Source organism: Clostridium fallax, assembly GCF_900129365.1.
GTDB lineage: Bacteria > Bacillota > Clostridia > Clostridiales > Clostridiaceae > Clostridium_AH > Clostridium_AH fallax.
This window is the reverse complement of sequence record NZ_FQVM01000022.1, coordinates 12,769-32,698: the sequence shown is the minus strand read 5'-3', so window position 1 is coordinate 32,698 and position 19,930 is coordinate 12,769. Positions and strand designations below refer to the sequence as shown.

Annotated in this window: 12 protein-coding genes; all 12 read left to right on the top strand. The window is 26.9% G+C overall.

Annotated elements, in window-relative coordinates; genetic code table 11:
* The first annotated feature begins 470 nt into the window (after window positions 1-470).
* Window positions 471-1,076, top strand: a complete 606-nt coding sequence (locus BUA70_RS10035; RefSeq protein WP_072896942.1) for a carboxypeptidase-like regulatory domain-containing protein — start codon at window positions 471-473, stop codon at window positions 1,074-1,076.
* 109 nt (window positions 1,077-1,185) lie between these two features.
* Window positions 1,186-1,470: a hypothetical protein gene (locus tag BUA70_RS10030; protein ID WP_072896941.1), complete on the top strand. Its 285-nt coding sequence runs from the start codon at window positions 1,186-1,188 to the stop codon at window positions 1,468-1,470.
* 285 nt (window positions 1,471-1,755) lie between these two features.
* The gene (locus BUA70_RS10025) at window positions 1,756-2,013 is read left to right on the top strand and encodes a hypothetical protein (RefSeq protein ID WP_072896940.1); all 258 of its coding nucleotides are present in this window, start codon (window positions 1,756-1,758) and stop codon (window positions 2,011-2,013) included.
* Window positions 2,014-2,601: 588 nt separating this feature from the next.
* Complete coding sequence (locus BUA70_RS10020) at window positions 2,602-4,434, top strand: NAD(P)-binding protein (protein WP_072896939.1); 1,833 nt, start codon at window positions 2,602-2,604, stop codon at window positions 4,432-4,434.
* Window positions 4,428-6,158, top strand: a complete 1,731-nt coding sequence (locus BUA70_RS10015) for a [FeFe] hydrogenase, group A (protein WP_072896938.1) — start codon at window positions 4,428-4,430, stop codon at window positions 6,156-6,158. Before BUA70_RS10020 ends, BUA70_RS10015 begins: the two co-directional genes overlap by 7 nt.
* A 641-nt stretch (window positions 6,159-6,799) precedes the next feature.
* Entirely contained in the window at window positions 6,800-7,264 is a 465-nt protein-coding gene (locus BUA70_RS10010) for an NUDIX hydrolase (RefSeq protein ID WP_072896937.1), read from the top strand.
* Between the two features lie 170 nt (window positions 7,265-7,434).
* Window positions 7,435-9,531 (top strand): bifunctional metallophosphatase/5'-nucleotidase, encoded by a 2,097-nt coding sequence (locus tag BUA70_RS10005; protein ID WP_072896935.1) that lies wholly within the window; start codon window positions 7,435-7,437, stop codon window positions 9,529-9,531.
* A 686-nt stretch (window positions 9,532-10,217) separates the two neighbouring features.
* Window positions 10,218-16,487: an NEAT domain-containing protein gene (locus BUA70_RS10000; RefSeq protein WP_072896933.1), complete on the top strand. Its 6,270-nt coding sequence runs from the start codon at window positions 10,218-10,220 to the stop codon at window positions 16,485-16,487.
* A gap of 1 nt (window position 16,488) precedes the next feature.
* Complete coding sequence (locus BUA70_RS09995) at window positions 16,489-17,154, top strand: NEAT domain-containing protein (RefSeq protein WP_072896931.1); 666 nt, start codon at window positions 16,489-16,491, stop codon at window positions 17,152-17,154.
* A 76-nt stretch (window positions 17,155-17,230) separates the two neighbouring features.
* Window positions 17,231-18,109 (top strand): heme ABC transporter substrate-binding protein IsdE, encoded by an 879-nt coding sequence (gene isdE / locus BUA70_RS09990; RefSeq protein WP_072896928.1) that lies wholly within the window; start codon window positions 17,231-17,233, stop codon window positions 18,107-18,109.
* 5 nt (window positions 18,110-18,114) lie between these two features.
* Window positions 18,115-19,122, top strand: a complete 1,008-nt coding sequence (locus BUA70_RS09985; protein ID WP_072896927.1) for a FecCD family ABC transporter permease — start codon at window positions 18,115-18,117, stop codon at window positions 19,120-19,122.
* A complete protein-coding gene (locus tag BUA70_RS09980; protein ID WP_072896926.1) occupies window positions 19,115-19,906 on the top strand; it encodes an ABC transporter ATP-binding protein in 792 nt (263 codons plus the stop codon). Before BUA70_RS09985 ends, BUA70_RS09980 begins: the two co-directional genes overlap by 8 nt.
* The last annotated feature ends 24 nt before the right edge of the window (window positions 19,907-19,930 follow it).

The following is a 19,930-nucleotide window of genomic DNA, read 5'->3' as shown; positions in this document are numbered from 1 at the left end:
GGAAAATATAAAATTATTAGTTAAAAAACATTAACCATATGTGCATTAATAACTTATTTTTCTCCAAAAAGGTTTGAAAAAGGAAAGAAATATCTAGAAAGTAAAGGAGTTAAAATAATTTATGCAAATCCAACTGAAGAATCAGAAGAATTAAATAATTCAATTAGAAATCCAGATGTAAAGTGTAATATGTTCACCATTGTATGTATAAGTTCTAACTAAATACTACTATATATAAACTATAATAGGTTTATAAAAAATCCTAAGATTATAATTAGATTTTCAGATATTACAGGCTATAAAATAAAGTCACATGCTATAAAAGATAGTTTCAATTATTGACAGATAAAAGATTAATATATTGTAAAGATATAAAGATTTTAGGCTATAAAAAATGTATATAGTGTATAATTAAGTAAAAATTAAATATTTTAATTAAATCTTATTTTTATAAATAGGTGGTGAGGTTTATGGCTAAAATCTTTGGTGTAGTAAAGGATTTTAATGATAATATTTTACGTAATGCAGATGTATATGTTAAAGATAGAGATGGTAATAACATATATGAGGCAAAAACTAATGAAAATGGATATTATGAAATAGAAATTAAAGAAAAAAATAACTTTTCTATTTTCATAGTTAAAGATTATGCTGTAAATTATTTAGAATACTTAGGAACTAATATATCTATAATTAAAGACATTGAATTAAATGCAAAAATAGGAGGATTAGAGATATATGGTTTAAATTGTTTTAGAATAAAGGGAGCATATCCATCTTTAAGTATATATTTTAGACCTATGAGTTTACTTAGATATAAAAATTTAGATGAAAATACTAGATCAGATTTAGAAAAAGATAATATTAAAATCACTATAAATGATGAGAAGGTAAAAATCTTATATGTAAATAAAGTAAAAGAATATCTTCCAGAGGATAATTTAGATGGATATTTAGTACAAGTATCCTTGCCTAATAATACAAAGTATGAAGATTATAACAAAATAGAGGTGGAAGTTTATGATAAAGAAACAAAAGAAAAGGGAATGGCGCTTACATTTTGGAAAGATTTATAGTATGTAAATAGATATAAAAATTAAATTTTTTATTATATTATTTTCTGTTTTTATTAGTTTGTTATTTGCTTAGATTAAAGAAATTTTACATAAAAAGGTGGTAGTGAAAATGAATAAAATATATGAAGCACAATTACGAGAGTTTTTAATGGATATTAAAGAAAAGAAAGAATTTTCAAACTTTAAGGTTTATAGAGCTGGAGCTTACATATTTAAAGATCAAATTTATTTATTTGTTGACTATGAAGGACAAAATTTAAGTGAAATTGTTTATACTGAAAAGTATGACAAACTATATGATTTTACAGAAGAGGTTAAAGATTATCTTTTAGGAGAGTATTCTACTGATGATTTAATACATATGCTTTATAGAAATATTAATAAAATGATTTAATGTTATAGGCAAAAATTGTATAATAATACAAAATTCCTATTGTTTTTTAATATAAAAGTAATTAAAATATAATAATATGGTATTATATAAAATATAAATTAAAAACAAATACTTTAAACAATATAATCTGTAATATTTAATAAAAAATTAGTTTATAATAATCTTTATAAAAACTAATAAAAATTTTATATTAATCTTTTAAAGTTTTTATTATACTACTTTATAAAGTATATTAAAAATATTACAATTAAATAAAAAGCATATGAATTATCTAGGAGGAAACTTATGAAAACAGAAAATATTAACTTATATCATTGCTTATTAGGATATGATAGTGTATATGTTGCAAGTAAAAAAGTACTAACATCAGAAGAACTATGTGAATCCTTAAATAATATATGTGATAAGAGAGAGATGGAAATAAAGGTAAGAGTAAGTGAAGAAGATGATAGTCTTTACTTCATTTACACAAGATCAGCTCAATCTTTCTTCAATAAAAAAGAAGTTCATGTTAATAGAACAGTAATAGATAATGTTTTATAATAATATAAATTGAAAGTATTAGTAATTTATTATCAATATTAATTTAACTATTTAAAAAACAGTAGAGAGTTTTGTACAAAATCAAAGCTATCTACTGTTTTTTATATTAATAGCAATATAAATTAAAGGATATTTTATTTTAAATAAGTATTTTAAATAAAAACATAACTAGATATTAAAGATAGTTATAATATTGTTTATGAAAAATTTAACTATACATAAGCTAAATAAAAGGTTTAAGAAGAATTTCGTTATAAAGCTTTTAACTTAGCCTAAATATATAATTATTTGATTTGTTATTAAAAAATAGATAGGGTCTTAAAGAGAAAAAATAAATGTATTTCAATAATTTTATATATTTATTGTTAAATAATTAATTATTTTGCAAAGTTCTATATAATTATTTAAAATATATATAAAGACAAAGATAACGTATTCATTGAAATTTTAAAATTAATTGGTCTATAAATAAGAAAAGGAAAATAGGAGTAGTAGAGATATTTATATTTAAGTTTAGAAATAAAATTCTTAATATTCTTTATTTTTAATTAATTTATAGAATTGCAATTAATATTGGGGAGGCAAATTATGAGTCGTTTATTAATGGTTACACCAGATAAGGCCCAGACAGTAGTTGAAGAACTTTATAGGGATCTAGAGCGAAGAATTATTGCTAGTCCTCCTGGCATTTGTCCAATTGACATAATGGTATCTTTTATTAGAATGTGTCAAGCTCAAACCTGTGGAAAGTGTGTACCTTGTAGGGTCGGATTAGAACAAATTACAAATCTTCTTGATGATGTTCTTGATGGTAATGGAACAGATAATACTGTTGAGTTAATCAAAAAAACTGCAAAAGCAGTTGTAAATTCTGCAGATTGTGCAATAGGATATGAAGCAGCTGCTTTGGTTTTAAAAGGTATAGAAGGATTTGATGAGGACTTTCATGAGCATATTCATAATAGTAGATGTCTTGGAAATATGCATCAACCAGTACCTTGTGTTGCATTATGTCCTGCTGGAGTAGATATTCCAGGATATATTTCTTTGGTAGAAGCTGGGAGATTTGATGATGCAGTAAGGCTTATAAGAAAGGATAATCCTTTTCCAAGTACCTGTGGTCTTATTTGTGAACATCCATGTGAGGCAAGATGTAGAAGAAATATAATAGATGATGCAATAAATATTAGAGGGTTAAAAAGAGTAGCAGTAGAAAAGGCGGGAAGTGTACCAGCTCCAAAACCTCTTGAAGCTACAGGAAAAAAAGTTGCAGTAGTAGGTGGTGGACCAGCTGGTCTTAGCTGTGCATATTATCTTTCTTTAATGGGTCATAAAGTAACTGTATTTGAGAAAAATTCCAAACTTGGTGGCATGCTTAGATATGGTATACCTAATTATAGATTGCCAAGAAATATACTTGAAGATGAAATTTCTGTAATATTATCTACTGGAATAGATATAAAAACTGGAATAGAGATTGGAAAAGACTTTAATGTAGCTAAGTTAAGAGAAGACTTTGATAGTGTATTTATTTCAATTGGTGCACATGAGGATAGAAAGCTTGGAATTGAAGGGGAAGATGCAAAAGGAGTTATGTCTGCAGTTCAAATGCTAAAAAATATTGGTGATGATGATATACCGGATTTTACAGATAAAAATGTAGTTGTTATTGGTGGAGGTAACGTTGCAATGGACGTTACAAGAACAGCAATTAGATTAGGAGCTAAGTCAGTAACCTGTGCTTATAGAAGAAGAAAAAAAGATATGACAGCTTTACCTGAAGAGGTTGAAGGTGCAATGTCAGAGGGAGCAGAAATATTCTCACTTATGTCACCTTTAAAGATTGAAAAAGATAAGGAAGGAAGGGTAAAGGCAGTATGGTTTAAGCCTCAAATAATTGGGGAAATTAAAAGAGGACGTCCAACTCCAAAAGATGCAAAATCTGAACCAGTTTCATTACCTTGCGATATAGTTATTGTTGCTATAGGTCAAAATATAGGGTCTGAAAAATTTAAAGAGTCAGGAATACCAGTAAAGCGTGGTGTAATTGATGCACTTAAAACATCAGGAATTGAAAATATACCTGGAATATTTGCTGGTGGAGATTGTGTAACTGGACCTGCAACTGTAATAAAGGCTATTGAATCTGGTAAAGTTGCTGCAGCAAATATAGATGAGTATCTTGGTTTTTATCATGAAATTAGATCTGATATAGATATTCCAGAACCTACTATAGAAGACAAGCCACCATGTGGAAGAATTAATATGAGAGAACGTATGGCAGAGGAAAGAAAACATGATATGAATTTAATCGAATTATCTATGACAGATGAAGAGGCTTGTCAAGAATCAAGAAGATGTCTCCGTTGTGATCACTTTGGTTTTGGAAATCTTAGAGGAGGGAGAACAAGGAAATGGTAACCATAAGAATAGATGGAATACTTGTTAAAGCAAATGAAAATGAAACTATATTACAAGCTGCTAAAAGAGCGGGGATATATATTCCAAGTCTTTGCTATCTTAAAGACTTAAATGAAATTGGGGCTTGTAGAATTTGTGTTGTAGAAATAAAAGGGAAAGAAAAACTTATATCATCTTGTAACAATGTTGTAGAAGATGGTATGGAGATATATACTAATAGTCCAAAGGTTAGAGAAGCTAGAAAAATAAATGTTGAACTTATACTATCTCAGCATAATGGACATTGTCCAACTTGTGTTAGAAGTGGAAATTGTAATCTTCAAAAAATATCAAATGACCTTGGAATTATTGATGTTCCATATAAAAAAGAAGAACCTAAATTTAATTGGGATCTTAGTATTCCACTTATTAGAGATGAGAGTAAGTGTATTAAGTGTATGAGATGTATTCAAGTATGTGATAAAGTTCAATCTTTAGGAGTATGGGATGTTGCCTTTACTGGTAGTAGAACAACTGTTGGAGTTTCAGAAAATAGGGATATTAAATACGCTGATTGTTCATATTGTGGACAATGTATAACTCATTGTCCTGTAGGGGCTTTAAGGGAAAGAGATGATACTGCAATAGTATTTAATCAATTAAATAAAAAAAATAAAATAACTATTGTTCAGGTTGCTCCTTCTGTTAGAGCTGCATGGGGAGAACATTTTGGACTTTCAAGTAAATTTTCAAATGAAAAAAGACTTGCTGCAGCATTGAGAAGAATTGGATTTGATTATATTTTTGATACAAATTTTGCAGCAGATTTAACAATAATGGAAGAGGCAAGTGAACTAATTAAAAAGTTAAAAAATAAAAAGGATGGGGATATGCCTATGTTTACATCCTGCTGTCCAGGTTGGGTTAGATATATAAATACACAACATCCTAATTTAGTAAAATATTTATCTACATCAAAATCACCACAACAGATGTTTGGGGCAGTTGTTAAAACATATTATGCAAAACTACTTGAAGTAGACCCAAGTGAAATTTTTCTTGTTTCAATTATGCCTTGTGTTGCTAAAAAAGATGAGGTGACTTGGTCAGGAATGGATTCATCTGGAAAAGGGCCAGATGTAGATGTGGTTCTTACAACTAGAGAATTTGTACGTATGCTTAGAGCAGAGCATATTCATCCTAAAAATTTAGAAGAGGAGGAATTTGATAAACCTCTTGGGGATTATACTGGAGCTGGAGTAATATTTGGAGCTACTGGAGGGGTAATGGAAGCTGCACTTAGAAGTGCATACTATTTTGCAACAGGTAAAAAGCCTCCTATAGAAGCTTTTTATGATGTAAGAGGCAGAAGTGGTTGGAGAGAAAAAACCTTTGATATTGATGGAATACCTGTAAAAATTGCCGTTGCAACAGGTCTTAGAAATGCAAGAAAGCTTATAACAGCTCTTGAAAGAGGAGAGGTAAGTTATGATTTTGTAGAGGTAATGGCTTGTCCAGGTGGGTGTGTAGGAGGAGGAGGTCAACCAATCACTGATGGAGAAGAGTTTTCTGTTGATAGAGCGTGGAGTCTATATACAATTGATGATAAATGTGTTTTAAGATCTTCTTATGAAAATCCTAGTATTCAGGAACTTTATAGTTCATATTTAGGTAAACCATTAAGTGAAAAAGCTGAAAAACTACTACACAGAAATCAAAAAGATGGATTATATAAAAAGCAGTAAATTTAAATAATAATAAAAACTTAATATTGTATTTTTAAATAAAATATATTAGAAAAATAATTTAAAATGGGGTTGTGGCACTAAGAATAAATACTACAATATACTATGTTAATTTTAAACCTGTAAAACAGTATATTGTATGTAAGTTCATTAATGCCATAGACCTCTTTTTGCTATATAAAAAATTTTTATAATAATTTACTTTAAGATATTGATTTATAAATTATAAAGATATGAAATACTTAAGCAAATATTATTTATGTAGTATATAAATAATTGGTGTTAAATATCTGTATATATTTTTTCTATGTAAATATTATTTATGCAACATATAAATATAAAACATAGTATAAAACTATTGTAAATAATGGATAACTTATGAGCCTTTTACGGTTATGCTGAGCTGATTTTGGTATAAGATATAAATAATCAATAAAATAAATTAAAAGCAATATAGCTTATGTTTAAAAATAAATATATAAATTTAAATAAATTTTTAATAATTGTTTAATAAATTATAATTAAAATTAAGTTTAAATATTATTAATAGGGAATTATTATTTATAATATATTATTTATATATAGTAAATGAAATTTATTTAGAATAGCATAAAAACTTCTAATTAAAGGAGGAAATAAATATGAGCTATGTTGAAGAGATGAGAAAACTTGTTGGACATAGACCTTTAATTTTACCTGGTTCATCTGTAATAATTCTTGATAATGAAAGGAGAATATTACTTCAAAAAAGATGCGATGCAAAAAAATTATGGGGACTTCCTGGAGGACTTATGGAACTTGGAGAATCTTTAGAGGAAACAGCTATAAGAGAAGTTAAGGAGGAAACAGGGCTAGATATACATAAATTAAAGCTATTAAATGTGTTTTCTGGTAAAGATTATTATGTAAAACTAATTAATAAAGATGAGTTTTATGTAGTTAATGCAGTTTTTTATACAAAAGACTATTCTGGTAAAATGAAGATAGATAAAAGTGAAGGTTCTGATTTAAAGTTTTATCCAATAGAAGAACTTCCAGATAATATGGTAAAAACTCATAGAGGATTTATTAGTGAGTATGCTATAAAGGTTAAAGATTCTCTTTAAATTTAATATATTATATAATGCTATTAGAAATTTTAAAGTATGCTTTTTAATTGATTTTTAAATTTCTAATAGCATTTTATTTTAAAAAAATATATGAAAAGATTGTAAACAGTTACATAAGGTTGTATAATATTAATGCTGCAATTTAAGTTTTAGGGGGAGGAATAAAAGTGAAAAATATTATAAAGCCAATAAGTGTAGCTATAATTACATTTTTATCATTAAACTTATGTCTTTTTAGAGATAATGCTGTTAAGGGGGAAGAGATTTCCAGCGAAACTAAGATTACTATTTTAGGAACTTCAGATGTTCATGGAAGATTTGTACCTTGGCAATATTCATCAGACACAGAAAATAAGTCAGGAAGTTTATCACAAATAGCAACACTTGTTAAAAAGGAAAGAGAACAGAATCCAAATGTTATTCTTGTAGATGCAGGAGATGCAATTCAAGATAATTTTGTTGAGACCTTTAATAAGGGGCCTAAGCAACCTATGGTTTTAGGTATGAATAAGATGAAATACGATGTTTGGGAAATGGGAAATCATGAATTTAACTTTGGATTAGATGTACTTAAACATGTAACAGATCAATTTGAGGGGAAAGTATTAGCTGGTAATATTTACAATGAAGACGGAACAAGATTTATGGATGGATACACTATAATAGAGAAAAATGGAATCAAAATAGGTATTATAGGTATGGATACTCCAATGATAAAGGAATTTGAAAAACCATATAATATAAAAGGAATTGAATTTAGAGATCCAGTTAATGAAACAAAAAAAGCTATTAAGGAATTAGAAGGAAAAGTAGACGCCATAATCGGAGTTATGCATATGGGATTAGATAATGAAAACTCTATTGAAAATACAGGCGTTAGGGATATAGCTAATCAATGTCCAGAACTTGCAGCGATTATAGCTGGACATATGCATCAATTAGTTAAAAATCAAAGTATAAATGGAGTTATTATAACTGAACCAGGAAAATATGGACAAGCTTTATCTAAAGTAGATTTAACCTTTAAAAAAGAAAATGGCAAAAATATACTTAAAGATAAAAAGGCTAACACTATTTCAGTAGCTAATGTAGATTCAGATAAAGAAATGGAAATTTTATTAAAACCTTTTCATGAAAAGTTACGTCAAGATGCAAATACTGTTATTGGAAACCTTCATGGAGTTAATATGGTGGAAAAAGATTATATAAAAGGCATACCTACAATACATATAGAAGATACACCACTAATTGATTTCTTTCATGAAGTTGGAAAGTATTACAGTAAAGCTGATGTCATAGCTTTATCTATAGATAATGATAAAGCTAAGTTAGATTTAGGTGAAATAAAGAAAAAAGATATAGCCTATAACTATAGATATACTGGTGGAGAAATAACAGTTTATGAAGTAACAGGAAAAGATTTAAAAAAGTATATGGAATGGGCAGCAGGATACTTTAATACTTTAAATTCTGGTGATATTACTCCAAGTTTTAATCCTAAAAGAAGAGCATCCAAATATAGCACTAATGATATGTTCAGTGGAATAACTTATAATATTGATTTAAGGGAAAAAGAAGGAAATAGAATTAAAAATATTAAGTATAAAGATGGAAGAGATGTTAAAGACACAGATGTTTTAAAACTGGGAATGAACTCTTATAGACTTGGACAATTAGAAGGTAAAGGAGGAATCTTTGAAGGAAGAACATTTAAAAAGCTTTGGGATTCTAAAACTGCCTATGGAGAAGAGGAAGGAACAATAAGAAATCTAGCTATAGATTATATTAAAAATGTTAAGCATGGCATTATACATACAGAAAAACAAAATAATTGGAGTTTATTGGGCATAGATCCTAATTCAGAAAATTATAAAAAGGTTAAGGATTTAGTTGACTCAGGATATTTAAAAATCCCTACATCAGAGGATGGAAAATATACTAATGTGGCATCAATAAATGAAAAAGATTTACCTGTAGAAGATAAAAATAATAATGAAAATTCTACAGAAAATAATAAGAATAATATAGATAATAATAAAAATGAAAGTAATAATATAGATAAATTAGGATATGAAGAAATTAAAGCTGATATACCATCTGAAATATCTGATAATGAAGAAAATAAGGAAGTTGACTTAAAGGAAAGTTCTGAAAAGAAAAATAAGATTCCTAAAACTGGTGGATTTTTTGGTGGAGAAGCTATGGCTCAAATAGCAACTATATTAATAGGAGCAGGTATTATTTTAAAAAAGAAAGAAGAGTAATAAGAAAAGAATAGTTTATATTTTTACTTAATAAAAAAATCATAGATTTTAAAATTATTAAATAGGTAGATTAGTATAAAAACTAATTTACCTATTATTTTTTATATAAACTTATAATTAAGGATAAATTTTGAAAAAATATTACAAAAGTATAAAAGATATTAAATTTAAGCACTTTTAAAATGAATAAAAAAATTTATTTTAAAGATTTTACAAAATTAAAGTATAAAGTTTATTGAGTTTTAATAGAATAACACAATTCTTTTTAAAAATAATAAATAACAATGAATTTTAATTTATTATTTTTAATTTTATTAAAAAATATTAGAAAAAGAAGCTTATTAAAAAAAAAGAGAGATATTAAAAAAAGAAGAATTGATATGTAAAAAATAGGAAAATATAAGGTTGACTTTTAAATTTATCAATAATATCATGAAGAAAGAATGATAATCAATATCATTTGCAAAAGAAATGAATTGTTTTAATATTTTACATTTAATAAAAATACAAAAAAGAACTTTAATTTTGTTTATTATTTAGAAAATAAAATTTATATAAATTTTAAGTGAAGGGAGGATATAAGAATACTTATTATTAAGTGATTTTATTTTGTAAATAAATATAGGCAGTTTATATTAACATAACTTAAGTATACTAAATAATTTATATATTATGGGGTGAAAATCATGAGAAAAAGTTTATCTAAAAAAGCAGCAGCTCTTGTACTTTTAGTAAATATGGGGGTAATAGGAACTAGTGCTATTACAGTTTATGCAAAGGACAATGTAGTAAATAGTTCTTTAGAATCAGTATCTAAAAGTGATAATGAATTAAAAGGTGAGAAAAAAGGTCTTTATGAAGTTTCATTTAAGGCTTTAAAAGAGAATGTAGAAGAGCCATCAATGGCTGGTGGATATATAGAAAAAGTTAATTATGAAGTAAAAGAAGATAAGAATCAATTGATTTTTTCATTAGATAGCATAGATTGGATGCAAAACATAAAAGCAACAGTAGATGGAAAAGAAATAGAACCTGAAATTAAAGATGTAGTTTCTAAAGAAAATAGTGATGGCAAAGGAAATCAAAAAGGTAAGGTAATATTTGATGTAAAAAATTTAGATTCAAAAATTACTCTACATATGAATGTAGTTCCTATGGGTAATGCAAGGGTAGCATTTAGAGTTATTTTAGATAAAAATTCTTTGAGCTTAATAAAAAGTGAAGAAACTTTAACTAAGCCAGACATACCTTCTAATACAATTACTGACTCTGAAAGGCCAGATGCTTTAAATTCAAAACCTTCAGAAACAGCGGCAAAAGAAAAAGAAGAATTATCCTTAGAAGATGGGTTATATAATGTTAAATATAAAACTTTAAAGGAAAAAGAAAATGAAAATTCAATGGCAGGAGGATATGTAGAAAAGGTAACTTATGAAGTAGAAAAAGAGAAAAAGTATTTAATATTCGATTTAGATAGTATAGATTGGATGACAAATATTAAAGTTACTGTAAAAGATAAGGGAATTACTCCAACAGAAATAGAAAGACATAAGAAAGAAGAAAATGATTTTAAAGGAAAAGAAAAAGGTAAAATAAAATTTGAAATAGATAACATAGAAAATGAATTTATGCTACATATGAATGTTGAACCTATGGGCAATGCAAGAGTAGCTTTTAGAGTTATTCCAGATAAATCAACATTAACCAAAATAACATCTAAAGATGAAGAAAAACCTAAGCCTTCAAAACCTTTAGAAGATGGTGAATCTAAACCTCAAACTAGTATAGAAGATACTAGTTTACTAAAAGATGAAAAAGATTGTGTATATGAAGTTTCAGTTAAAGCTTTAAAAATTGATGAAGAAAAAGAATCTTATGCATCATCATATTTAGAAAAAACTGCAAGATATGAAATAAAGGATAAAAAGAAATATGTAACTCTTAAATTAAAAAGTGGAAATAGTATAAAGGATATAGGAATAGAAATAAATGGACAAAAAATAGATGATTTAATAATAAAAGAAGATAAAGAAAAAAATTCAAAAACAATAAAATTTCAATTACCAGATTTAGATTCAAAAATAAAGGTAAGTGGAAAAGTATCAATAATATTTTTTGATAAAAGTGTAGAATTTAGAGTTGTGCCAGATAAGAACACATTGAAAGAATTAAAAAATGAAATACCAACTGGAATAGAAAATGAAAATCCATTAGATTCAATATCACCATCTGGTGAGGTGGTAAAACCTACCAATAATAAAGATATAGAAGAGCATAAAGAAGAGGGACATGAGGGATCTATAACAACTAATCCAGAAGAAAAGCCTACAGAGCCAAAGGGCGCAGAGGGTAACGGAACAGTTAAACCAGGTGAGGCAGAAGATAATATAAAGGATCAGCTAAATGAAAAAAAATTAGAAGATGGAGTATATACTTTAGGATTTAAGGCCTATAGAATAGATAGGCCTAATGAAGAGTCTATGCTTGGTGGTTTCTTTGATAAAAATATAAAAGTTGAAGTTGAAAATGGAAATATAATTTTAACATGGATGAATCTTTGTAATGCAAATATGCTATATGATTTTATGTTAGAAAGCAATGGGAAATATGAAAGATCTATATCTAATCCCCATGGAGAGCCTAATGCTACTGGAGAATATTTTATGCAAACTTTCAAAATGCCAGTATCAGATCTAGATAAAGATCATTTAGTTGGAGTACTTGTAAGTGCTATGGGTGGTCAAAAAAATGATATAGGTAATCCAGAAAAGTATACTAAGGCTAGAATTGTGTTTAATAAAGACATTGTTAAGGGTTGGAATGGTTTTGAAACTGATAATAACGTTAAACTTGCAAATATAGTTTTAAATGAAGCGTTGTTAAATGTTGGAGCAGATAAAGACGGCGATGGTAATATTTCCAATGAAGAAATTTCTAATCTTTCTGGAGAGGTAGATTTATCAAGTAGTGATTTAAGTGATATTTCTAAACTTTATAATCTTGGGGATAAAGTTACATCGTTATATCTAAATGGAAATAAAATAAAAGAATTACCAAAAGGGATTTTTGATAAAATGGTTAATTTAGAAAATCTTTATCTAAATGGTAACTTAATAGAAAATTTACCTGATGGAATTTTTGATAAACTAACTAAATTAAAGGTGCTAGGCTTATCAACTAATAAAATTAAAAATATACCAAAAGGTACTTTTGATAAATTAAATAATTTAACAGAGCTAGATTTAGGAAAAAATAATTTAACTAAATTAGATGAGGATGTATTTATAGGTCTTAAAAATATAGATTCTTTATCATTAAGTGAAAATAATATTGAAGAGTTACCAGATAATATTTTTAAATATAATAATACTTTAAGGCTTTTGTTCTTATATGATAATAATTTAAATAAGGTTCCAAAAAGTATAGGGGGGCTAGATAGATTAGAATCACTTTCATTAAATAATAATAAGATAGAAATATTACCAGAAGAATTAAAGAACTTAAATAATTTAAATAGTTTAAATATTTCAAAAAACTACATTAAAGAAATATCAGAAGATTTATTTTCTATATTTAAAAATATGAATAGTATAGATTTAAGTGATAATAATATATCATCAATACCAGATAATCTTATTGATATACTTCCAAATCTTAAATATCTAAATCTTAAATTAAATAACATTAAAAAATTACCTAATCTAAATTCAGACTGGTTGAAAAAATATAAAGATTATTTATTAGTATCACCTCAAAAAAGTGATTTGGGATTAAAACTAACAGTAAAAGATGGATTAATTAAATGGACTCAAGATTTATCAGCATTAGATTTATTATATTGGGATAGGCTTCGAGGAAATGAAAGTCCAAAAACTATAGAAGAATATAAAAATAAGCTTAAAGATAAATCAATAGTAGATATTTTAAATGATAAGGATCTTGATTGGACAATAATTACAGAGTTACAGAAAAAAGATGAAAGTGGCAATTTTGTTACAATAAATAAAGTATCAACTGAAGAGTTACAAGATGAAGGTGGATCTTATGAAGATAAAAATATGAAAGAAGGAGATAAGTATAGACTTATAAAAACAGTTTATTCTAGCGTAGGATCCTATAAAATGCATAAATTTTCATATGTTTTAGATTTTGTAGCTAAAAATAGTGGATTAATAGGGGACAAGCAAGACGAGCCTCAAGTTACTGATATAGTTAAGCCAGAAGAAAGTAAAGAAAAAGATGGATTATATGAAGTTAAAGTAGATTCATTAAAGGAAAATAATGATGAAAAATCTATGGCAGGTTCATATGTAGAAAATGTAAACTATGAAGTTAAAGATGGTAAAAAATATATGGAAGTATCTTTAGACAGTATAGATTGGATGAAAGATATAGTAGTAACAGTAGATGGAAAAGATATTAAACCAGAAATTAAAGATCTTTTAGATAAAACAGTAAATGATGGAAAAGGAAAGAAAAAGGGAAAAATAAGATTTGAAGTTAAAGATTTAAATTCAAAGATAACTTTACATATGAATGTAGAACCTATGGGCAATGCAAGAGTAGCTTTTAGAATGGTGCCAGAAAAAGAATCATTAAAGTTAATAGATAACAACTCAAAACCATCTAGTGAAATATTACAACCAGTGGACAATGAAAAACCAGATATTATTGATGTAGTTAATCCAGAAGAACCAAAACCAGAAAAACCTATAGAAGAGCCAGAAATACCAGCTGAAAAAGAAGCTGTTAAAGATGGATACTATAAAGTTTCAGTAAAAACTCTTAAAAATAATAGCAACGAAAATTCAATGGCTGGAGCATATGTAAAAAAAGTAAATTATGAAGTTAAAAATGGTAAAAAGTATATAGAAGTATCATTAGATAGCATAGATTGGATGAAAAATTTAGTAATAACAGTAGACGGTAAAAATATTAAACCAAGCATTGTATATAAAGTTAAGAAGGATAAGGCTGATGGAAAAGGTACAGAAAAAGGAAAAATAAGATTTGAAGTTAAGGATTTAAATTCAAAAATAACTTTACATATGAATGTAGAACCTATGGGCAATGCAAGAGTAGCTTTTAGATTAGTTCTAAATTCAGAATCCTTAGTTTTAGATAGTAAAGAAGTAATAAAACCAAGTCCAGAAGTTAAGACAGAGGAAAAACCAGATATTATTGATGTGGTTAGTCCAGAGGAAGAACCAAAGCCAAAACCAGAAGTGCCTGTAGAAGAACCAGAAGCTCCAAAGGAAGAGGAGAAACCAGTAATAGATACTGAAAAAGAGGCAACTTATGAAATAAAAAATGATATTGATATTAAAGAAGCTAAAGATTTAAGTATAGTAAGAAAATATTTAAAAGAAAATACTAACATAGAAGTAAAGGATAAAGAAACTTTTATAGTATTAAACTTTTCAAATAAAACTGATATAAGTAAATTAGAAATAACTATAGATGATAAGAAAACTAATTTTGATGTTATATCTAATAATAATTTGGTAAGAGCTATAGGAGAAAATTCTTTAAAAAATATAAATTATGTAAATAAATCTTCCAATTTAAAAACAGTAAGATTTAAGGTTCCAAATCTAGAGTCTAAAGTTAAGGTTAAGCTTTATGATAATGATAGCAAAAATAATGTTACCTTTGGATTAAAGTTAAAAGGAAATACTTTAAAAGAAGTTTCAAATAATAATGATAATAATTTAAATCTTAATGATTCAGTTAAGCCAGAAGAAAATAAAGAAAAAGATGGATTATATGAAGTTAAAGTAGATTCATTAAAGGAAAATAATGATGAAAAATCTATGTCAGGTTCATATATAGAAAATGTAAACTATGAAGTTAAAGATGGTAAGAAATATATAGAAGCATCATTAGACAGTATAGACTGGATGAAAAATATTGTAGTAACAGTAGATGGAAAAGATATTAAACCAGAAATTAAAGATCTTTTAGATAAACCAGTAAATGATGGAAAAGGAAAGAAAAAAGGAAAAATAAGATTTGAAGTTAAAGATTTAAATTCAAAGATAACTTTACATATGAATGTAGAACCTATGGGTAATGCAAGAGTGGCCTTTAGAATGGTACCAAAGAAAGATACATTAAAATTAATAAAGGAAGAAGTGCCAACTATAGGTGATAATGAAAATCATTCAAATGTACCAGATAATGAAGTGAAACCTACAGAAAATAATTCTAATATAAAAAATGACAACAATGAAGGTAATACAAATAGTAAAGACTCAAATATAGAAAAACCAGTGGTTTCAGAAGTAGTAAATAAAGAAGATAACTTAGCTGTAGATCCTAAAGAAAATAAAGAAAAAGATGGATTATATGAAATTTCAATGAAAACTTTAAAAGAAAATTCAGATGAACCATCAATGGCAGGAGCATATTTAGGAGATAAAGCTAAAGTTGAGATGAAAAATGGTAAAAAGTATGTAATCTTAACTTTAAATAGAAGTGATTGGATGGATAATATTGAAGCTTTAGTTAATGGTAAAAAAGCTAATTATGATGTACTAAATGTAAAATCATTACCTAATGGAGAAAAAACATCAACTATTAGATTTGAAGTTCCAGATTTAACTTCACCGATAACTTTAAAAATGAATGTAAAACCAATGGGAAATGAAAGAGTGGCATTTAGAGTTTTATTAAATAAAGACAGCTTAAAATACTTAAAGAATACTAATTATGATCCAAAGGAAGCAGAAGAGTATTTAGATAAATTAGCAGAAGATACTAAGGATAAAGTAAAGGAGACAAATTCTACAAAAGAAAGTAGTAATAAAAATAATATAGATTCTAAAAAGATATCTAAAGAGAAAAAACTTCCTAAAACAGGAGTATCTATTGGAGGGGGAATAATGGCGACTATAGGTTCTATAGTTTCAGCCTTAGGATTAGCATTAATGAAAAATAAGAAAAGAGGTAATTAAGGTGAAAAAGGGTTTTTTAAGTGGTTTAGCAGCAGCAGCTTTATTAGGAGCAATTATTATTCCATCAACTAATGCTTTAGCTAAAAATTTAGATAATATTTCTAATATTAAGATAGAAAGTACTAAATTATTGGCAGAAAATGATGTATTAAAAGATGGAAAATATACTGAATCTATTCAAGTTTTAAAGGAAAAAGATAATGACTTATCAATGGCAGGACAATATATAGGTCAAAAGATAGATTTAGATGTTAAAGATGGTACTATATATGGAAGTGTACATATAACAAGACTAGATTGGATGAAAAATATTCAAATATTTATTGATAATGAAGAAGTAAGCTATGATACTAAAAAAGAAAATGAAGAGGCTGGGATTTTAACATTTAAAATGCCTAATCCTAAAACTCAAATGGTATTTAAAATGAATGTAGTACCTATGGGAGATGCTAGAGTAGCTTTTAGAGTAGTTCCACAAAATGATATTGAAGCAGTAGGAAAAGAAAAATCAGAAAGAAAGAGCGATACTACAAATAGTAATAGTAAAGCTAAAAAAGAAGGGGAACTACCTAAAACAGGATTTCCAATAACACAAGGGCATTTACCTGCACTAGGTGCAATAAGTGGAGTTTTAGGACTAGCTTTTTGGAATAAAAAAGATAAATAATTAATTTAAGCTCTATTTTAAGGAAATTAAGATTCCTTAAAATAGAGTTTGTTTATGAAAGATTGGAGAAGGTAAGATGAAAAAGGTTTTAGCTTTAATAATGATTACCATAATGAGTTTTGGATTAGTTGCTTGTGGAAATAACAATAATAAGCCTAAAGAAGAAAAGAAAAGTGAAAATGAAAGAGTAATTGCAGGAAGTATGGCTATGGCAGAAATGCTAGCAAAATTAGATGTACCAATAGTGGGAAGACCTACCACTCAATATGAAATATCAGATAAAGTAAAAAATGTACAAGAAATAGGACTTCCAATGAATCCTGATTTAGAAACTATTACAGTTCTAAAGCCGGATATATATGTAACCTCTGGAGCTTTAGAAGAAATGATAGGAGATAGATTAAAAGAAGGAAAGATTAATACAATGTTTTGTAATCTAGATTCTTATGATGCTGTAAAAAATACAATAAAAGAAGTAGCAAAAAAGTTTAATAAAGAAGAAAATGGTGAGCAACTAATATCTGAAATCAATAAAAGAGAAGAGGGAATCTTAGATTCTATAGATAAAAGTAAAAAAGCTAAGGTAATGATTTTATTTGGAGCACCAGGACACTTTATGTTAGCTACTAAAAATTCCTTTGCAGGAAGTTTAATCAACAAATTAGGTGGAGAAAATATTGCAGATAAAGTGGACACTAAAGGATTATATATTCCATTTTCTCTAGAAACTGCTTTAAATGAAAATCCAGATATAATTTTTAGAATGTATCATGGATATATAGATGAAGCAAAAAAACAAGTTAATGAAGAATTTAAAACTAATAGTCAATGGCAAAAATTTAAAGCTGTAAAAAACAATAAAATTTATGATTTAGATCCTAAATATTTTGGAGTTACTGGAGATATAAAAATATCAGATTCTCTTCAAAAAATGAAGGAATATTTATATGAATAATTTAGATGGTAAATAAAATGAAGAATATAAGTGATAAGAGTAAGATATTAATAATTTTAATATCTTTAGTAATATTAGCAGCTTTAGTGATTGTAACTATTGGCATTGGTAGTGTTTCTATACCTATAAAAGATATAATAGATACTTTTTTAGGTAATGGTAATGAGATAAATGAAAGCATCATAATGAATATGAGATTACCTAGAATAATTATTGCAGTATTTGTAGGAGCCAGTTTATCAATGTCAGGAGCTCTTCTTCAATCTGTTATGAAAAATCCTTTAGCAGATCCAGGAATTACAGGAGTTTCTTCAGGAGCTAGCTTAGTTGCAATAATTATAATGATATATGTACCAACATTAAATAAATTTTTACCTTTTTGTGCCTTTTTAGGTGCTATAGTAGCTTGTATAATGGTATTTGCTCTTTCTTGGGATAATGGATTAAATTCAATGAGAATAATTTTAGCTGGTGTTGCAGTAAATGCTATTTTTCTTGGATTAACTTCATTGTTATCTATATTAAATAGTGATAAAATACAAGGAATTCTCCTTTGGATAAATGGAAGTATAGCTTATAAAGGGTGGAATGATGTAAAGTATCTTGTCCCTTATAGTATAGTTGGTATTATCTTAGCTTTATTTTGTGCAAAGGGAGCTAATATTTTAGCTTTAGGAGATGATGTGGCAACTAACTTAGGAATAAATGTAAATAAAACTAGAGTATTAATATCTTTAGTGGCAGTTTTTTTAGCAGGTATAAGTACTTCTATTGTTGGAGTTATAGGATTTATAGGACTTATAGTTCCTCATATTTGTAGACTTATTTTAGGCTATGATTATAAGTATTTAATACCAATGAGTGCAACTCTTGGAGGAATATTACTTCTTATTGCAGATACTATGGCTAGATTTATAGCAAGACCAATAGAACTTCCAGTAGGTGTTTTAATGTCTATGATAGGAGGACCATTTTTCCTATTCTTATTAAGGAGGCGCAATAAGAATGCTTAAAATAAATGATTTTAAAATAGGATATAACGATAAAGTAATAGTAAAAGATTTTAGTTTACATATAAAAAAAGGAGAATTACTTACAATAATAGGCCCCAATGGTTCTGGAAAATCTACAGTTTTAAAGGCTGTAGGAAGGCTTTTAAAACCTATGGATGGAACTGTTTATTTAGATGGAAAATTACTTTGGCAAATGAATAATAAAGATATAGCAAAAGAAATGGCCTGCCTTTCTCAACATAATTCAGCTCCAAAGGATATGACTATAAGAAAGATAGTTTCCTTTGGAAGAAATCCACATAAAACATGGTTTGAATCTTTAAATAAAGAAGATGAGGAAATAGTAAGTTGGGCTATAGAAAAAACAAATCTTAAAGCTATGGAAAATGAAAAGATAGCTAATATATCCGGTGGCGAAAGGCAGAGGGCTTGGATAGCTATGGCTTTAGCTCAAAAGCCTAAGGTGCTTTTATTAGATGAACCTACAACTTACTTAGATATAAATAATCAAATAGAAATATTAGAACTTGTAAAAGAATTAAATGATAAATTAAATTTAACAGTAGTTATGGTTCTTCATGATTTAAATCAGGCAGCTAAATATAGCAATAAGGTTTTAGTTTTAAAAGATGGAAAAATAGAAGCACAAGGAAAGCCAGAGGAAATTTTAGACAAAGAACTAATAAGAAAAGTTTATAATGTAGATATGGACATACTTAAAAATCAATTTGGAGAAAAAATGATTTTAATACCTAAAAAGGTTTATAAAAATTTTAGTTTGTAACTTTACTTTAAGGAGCAATAAATA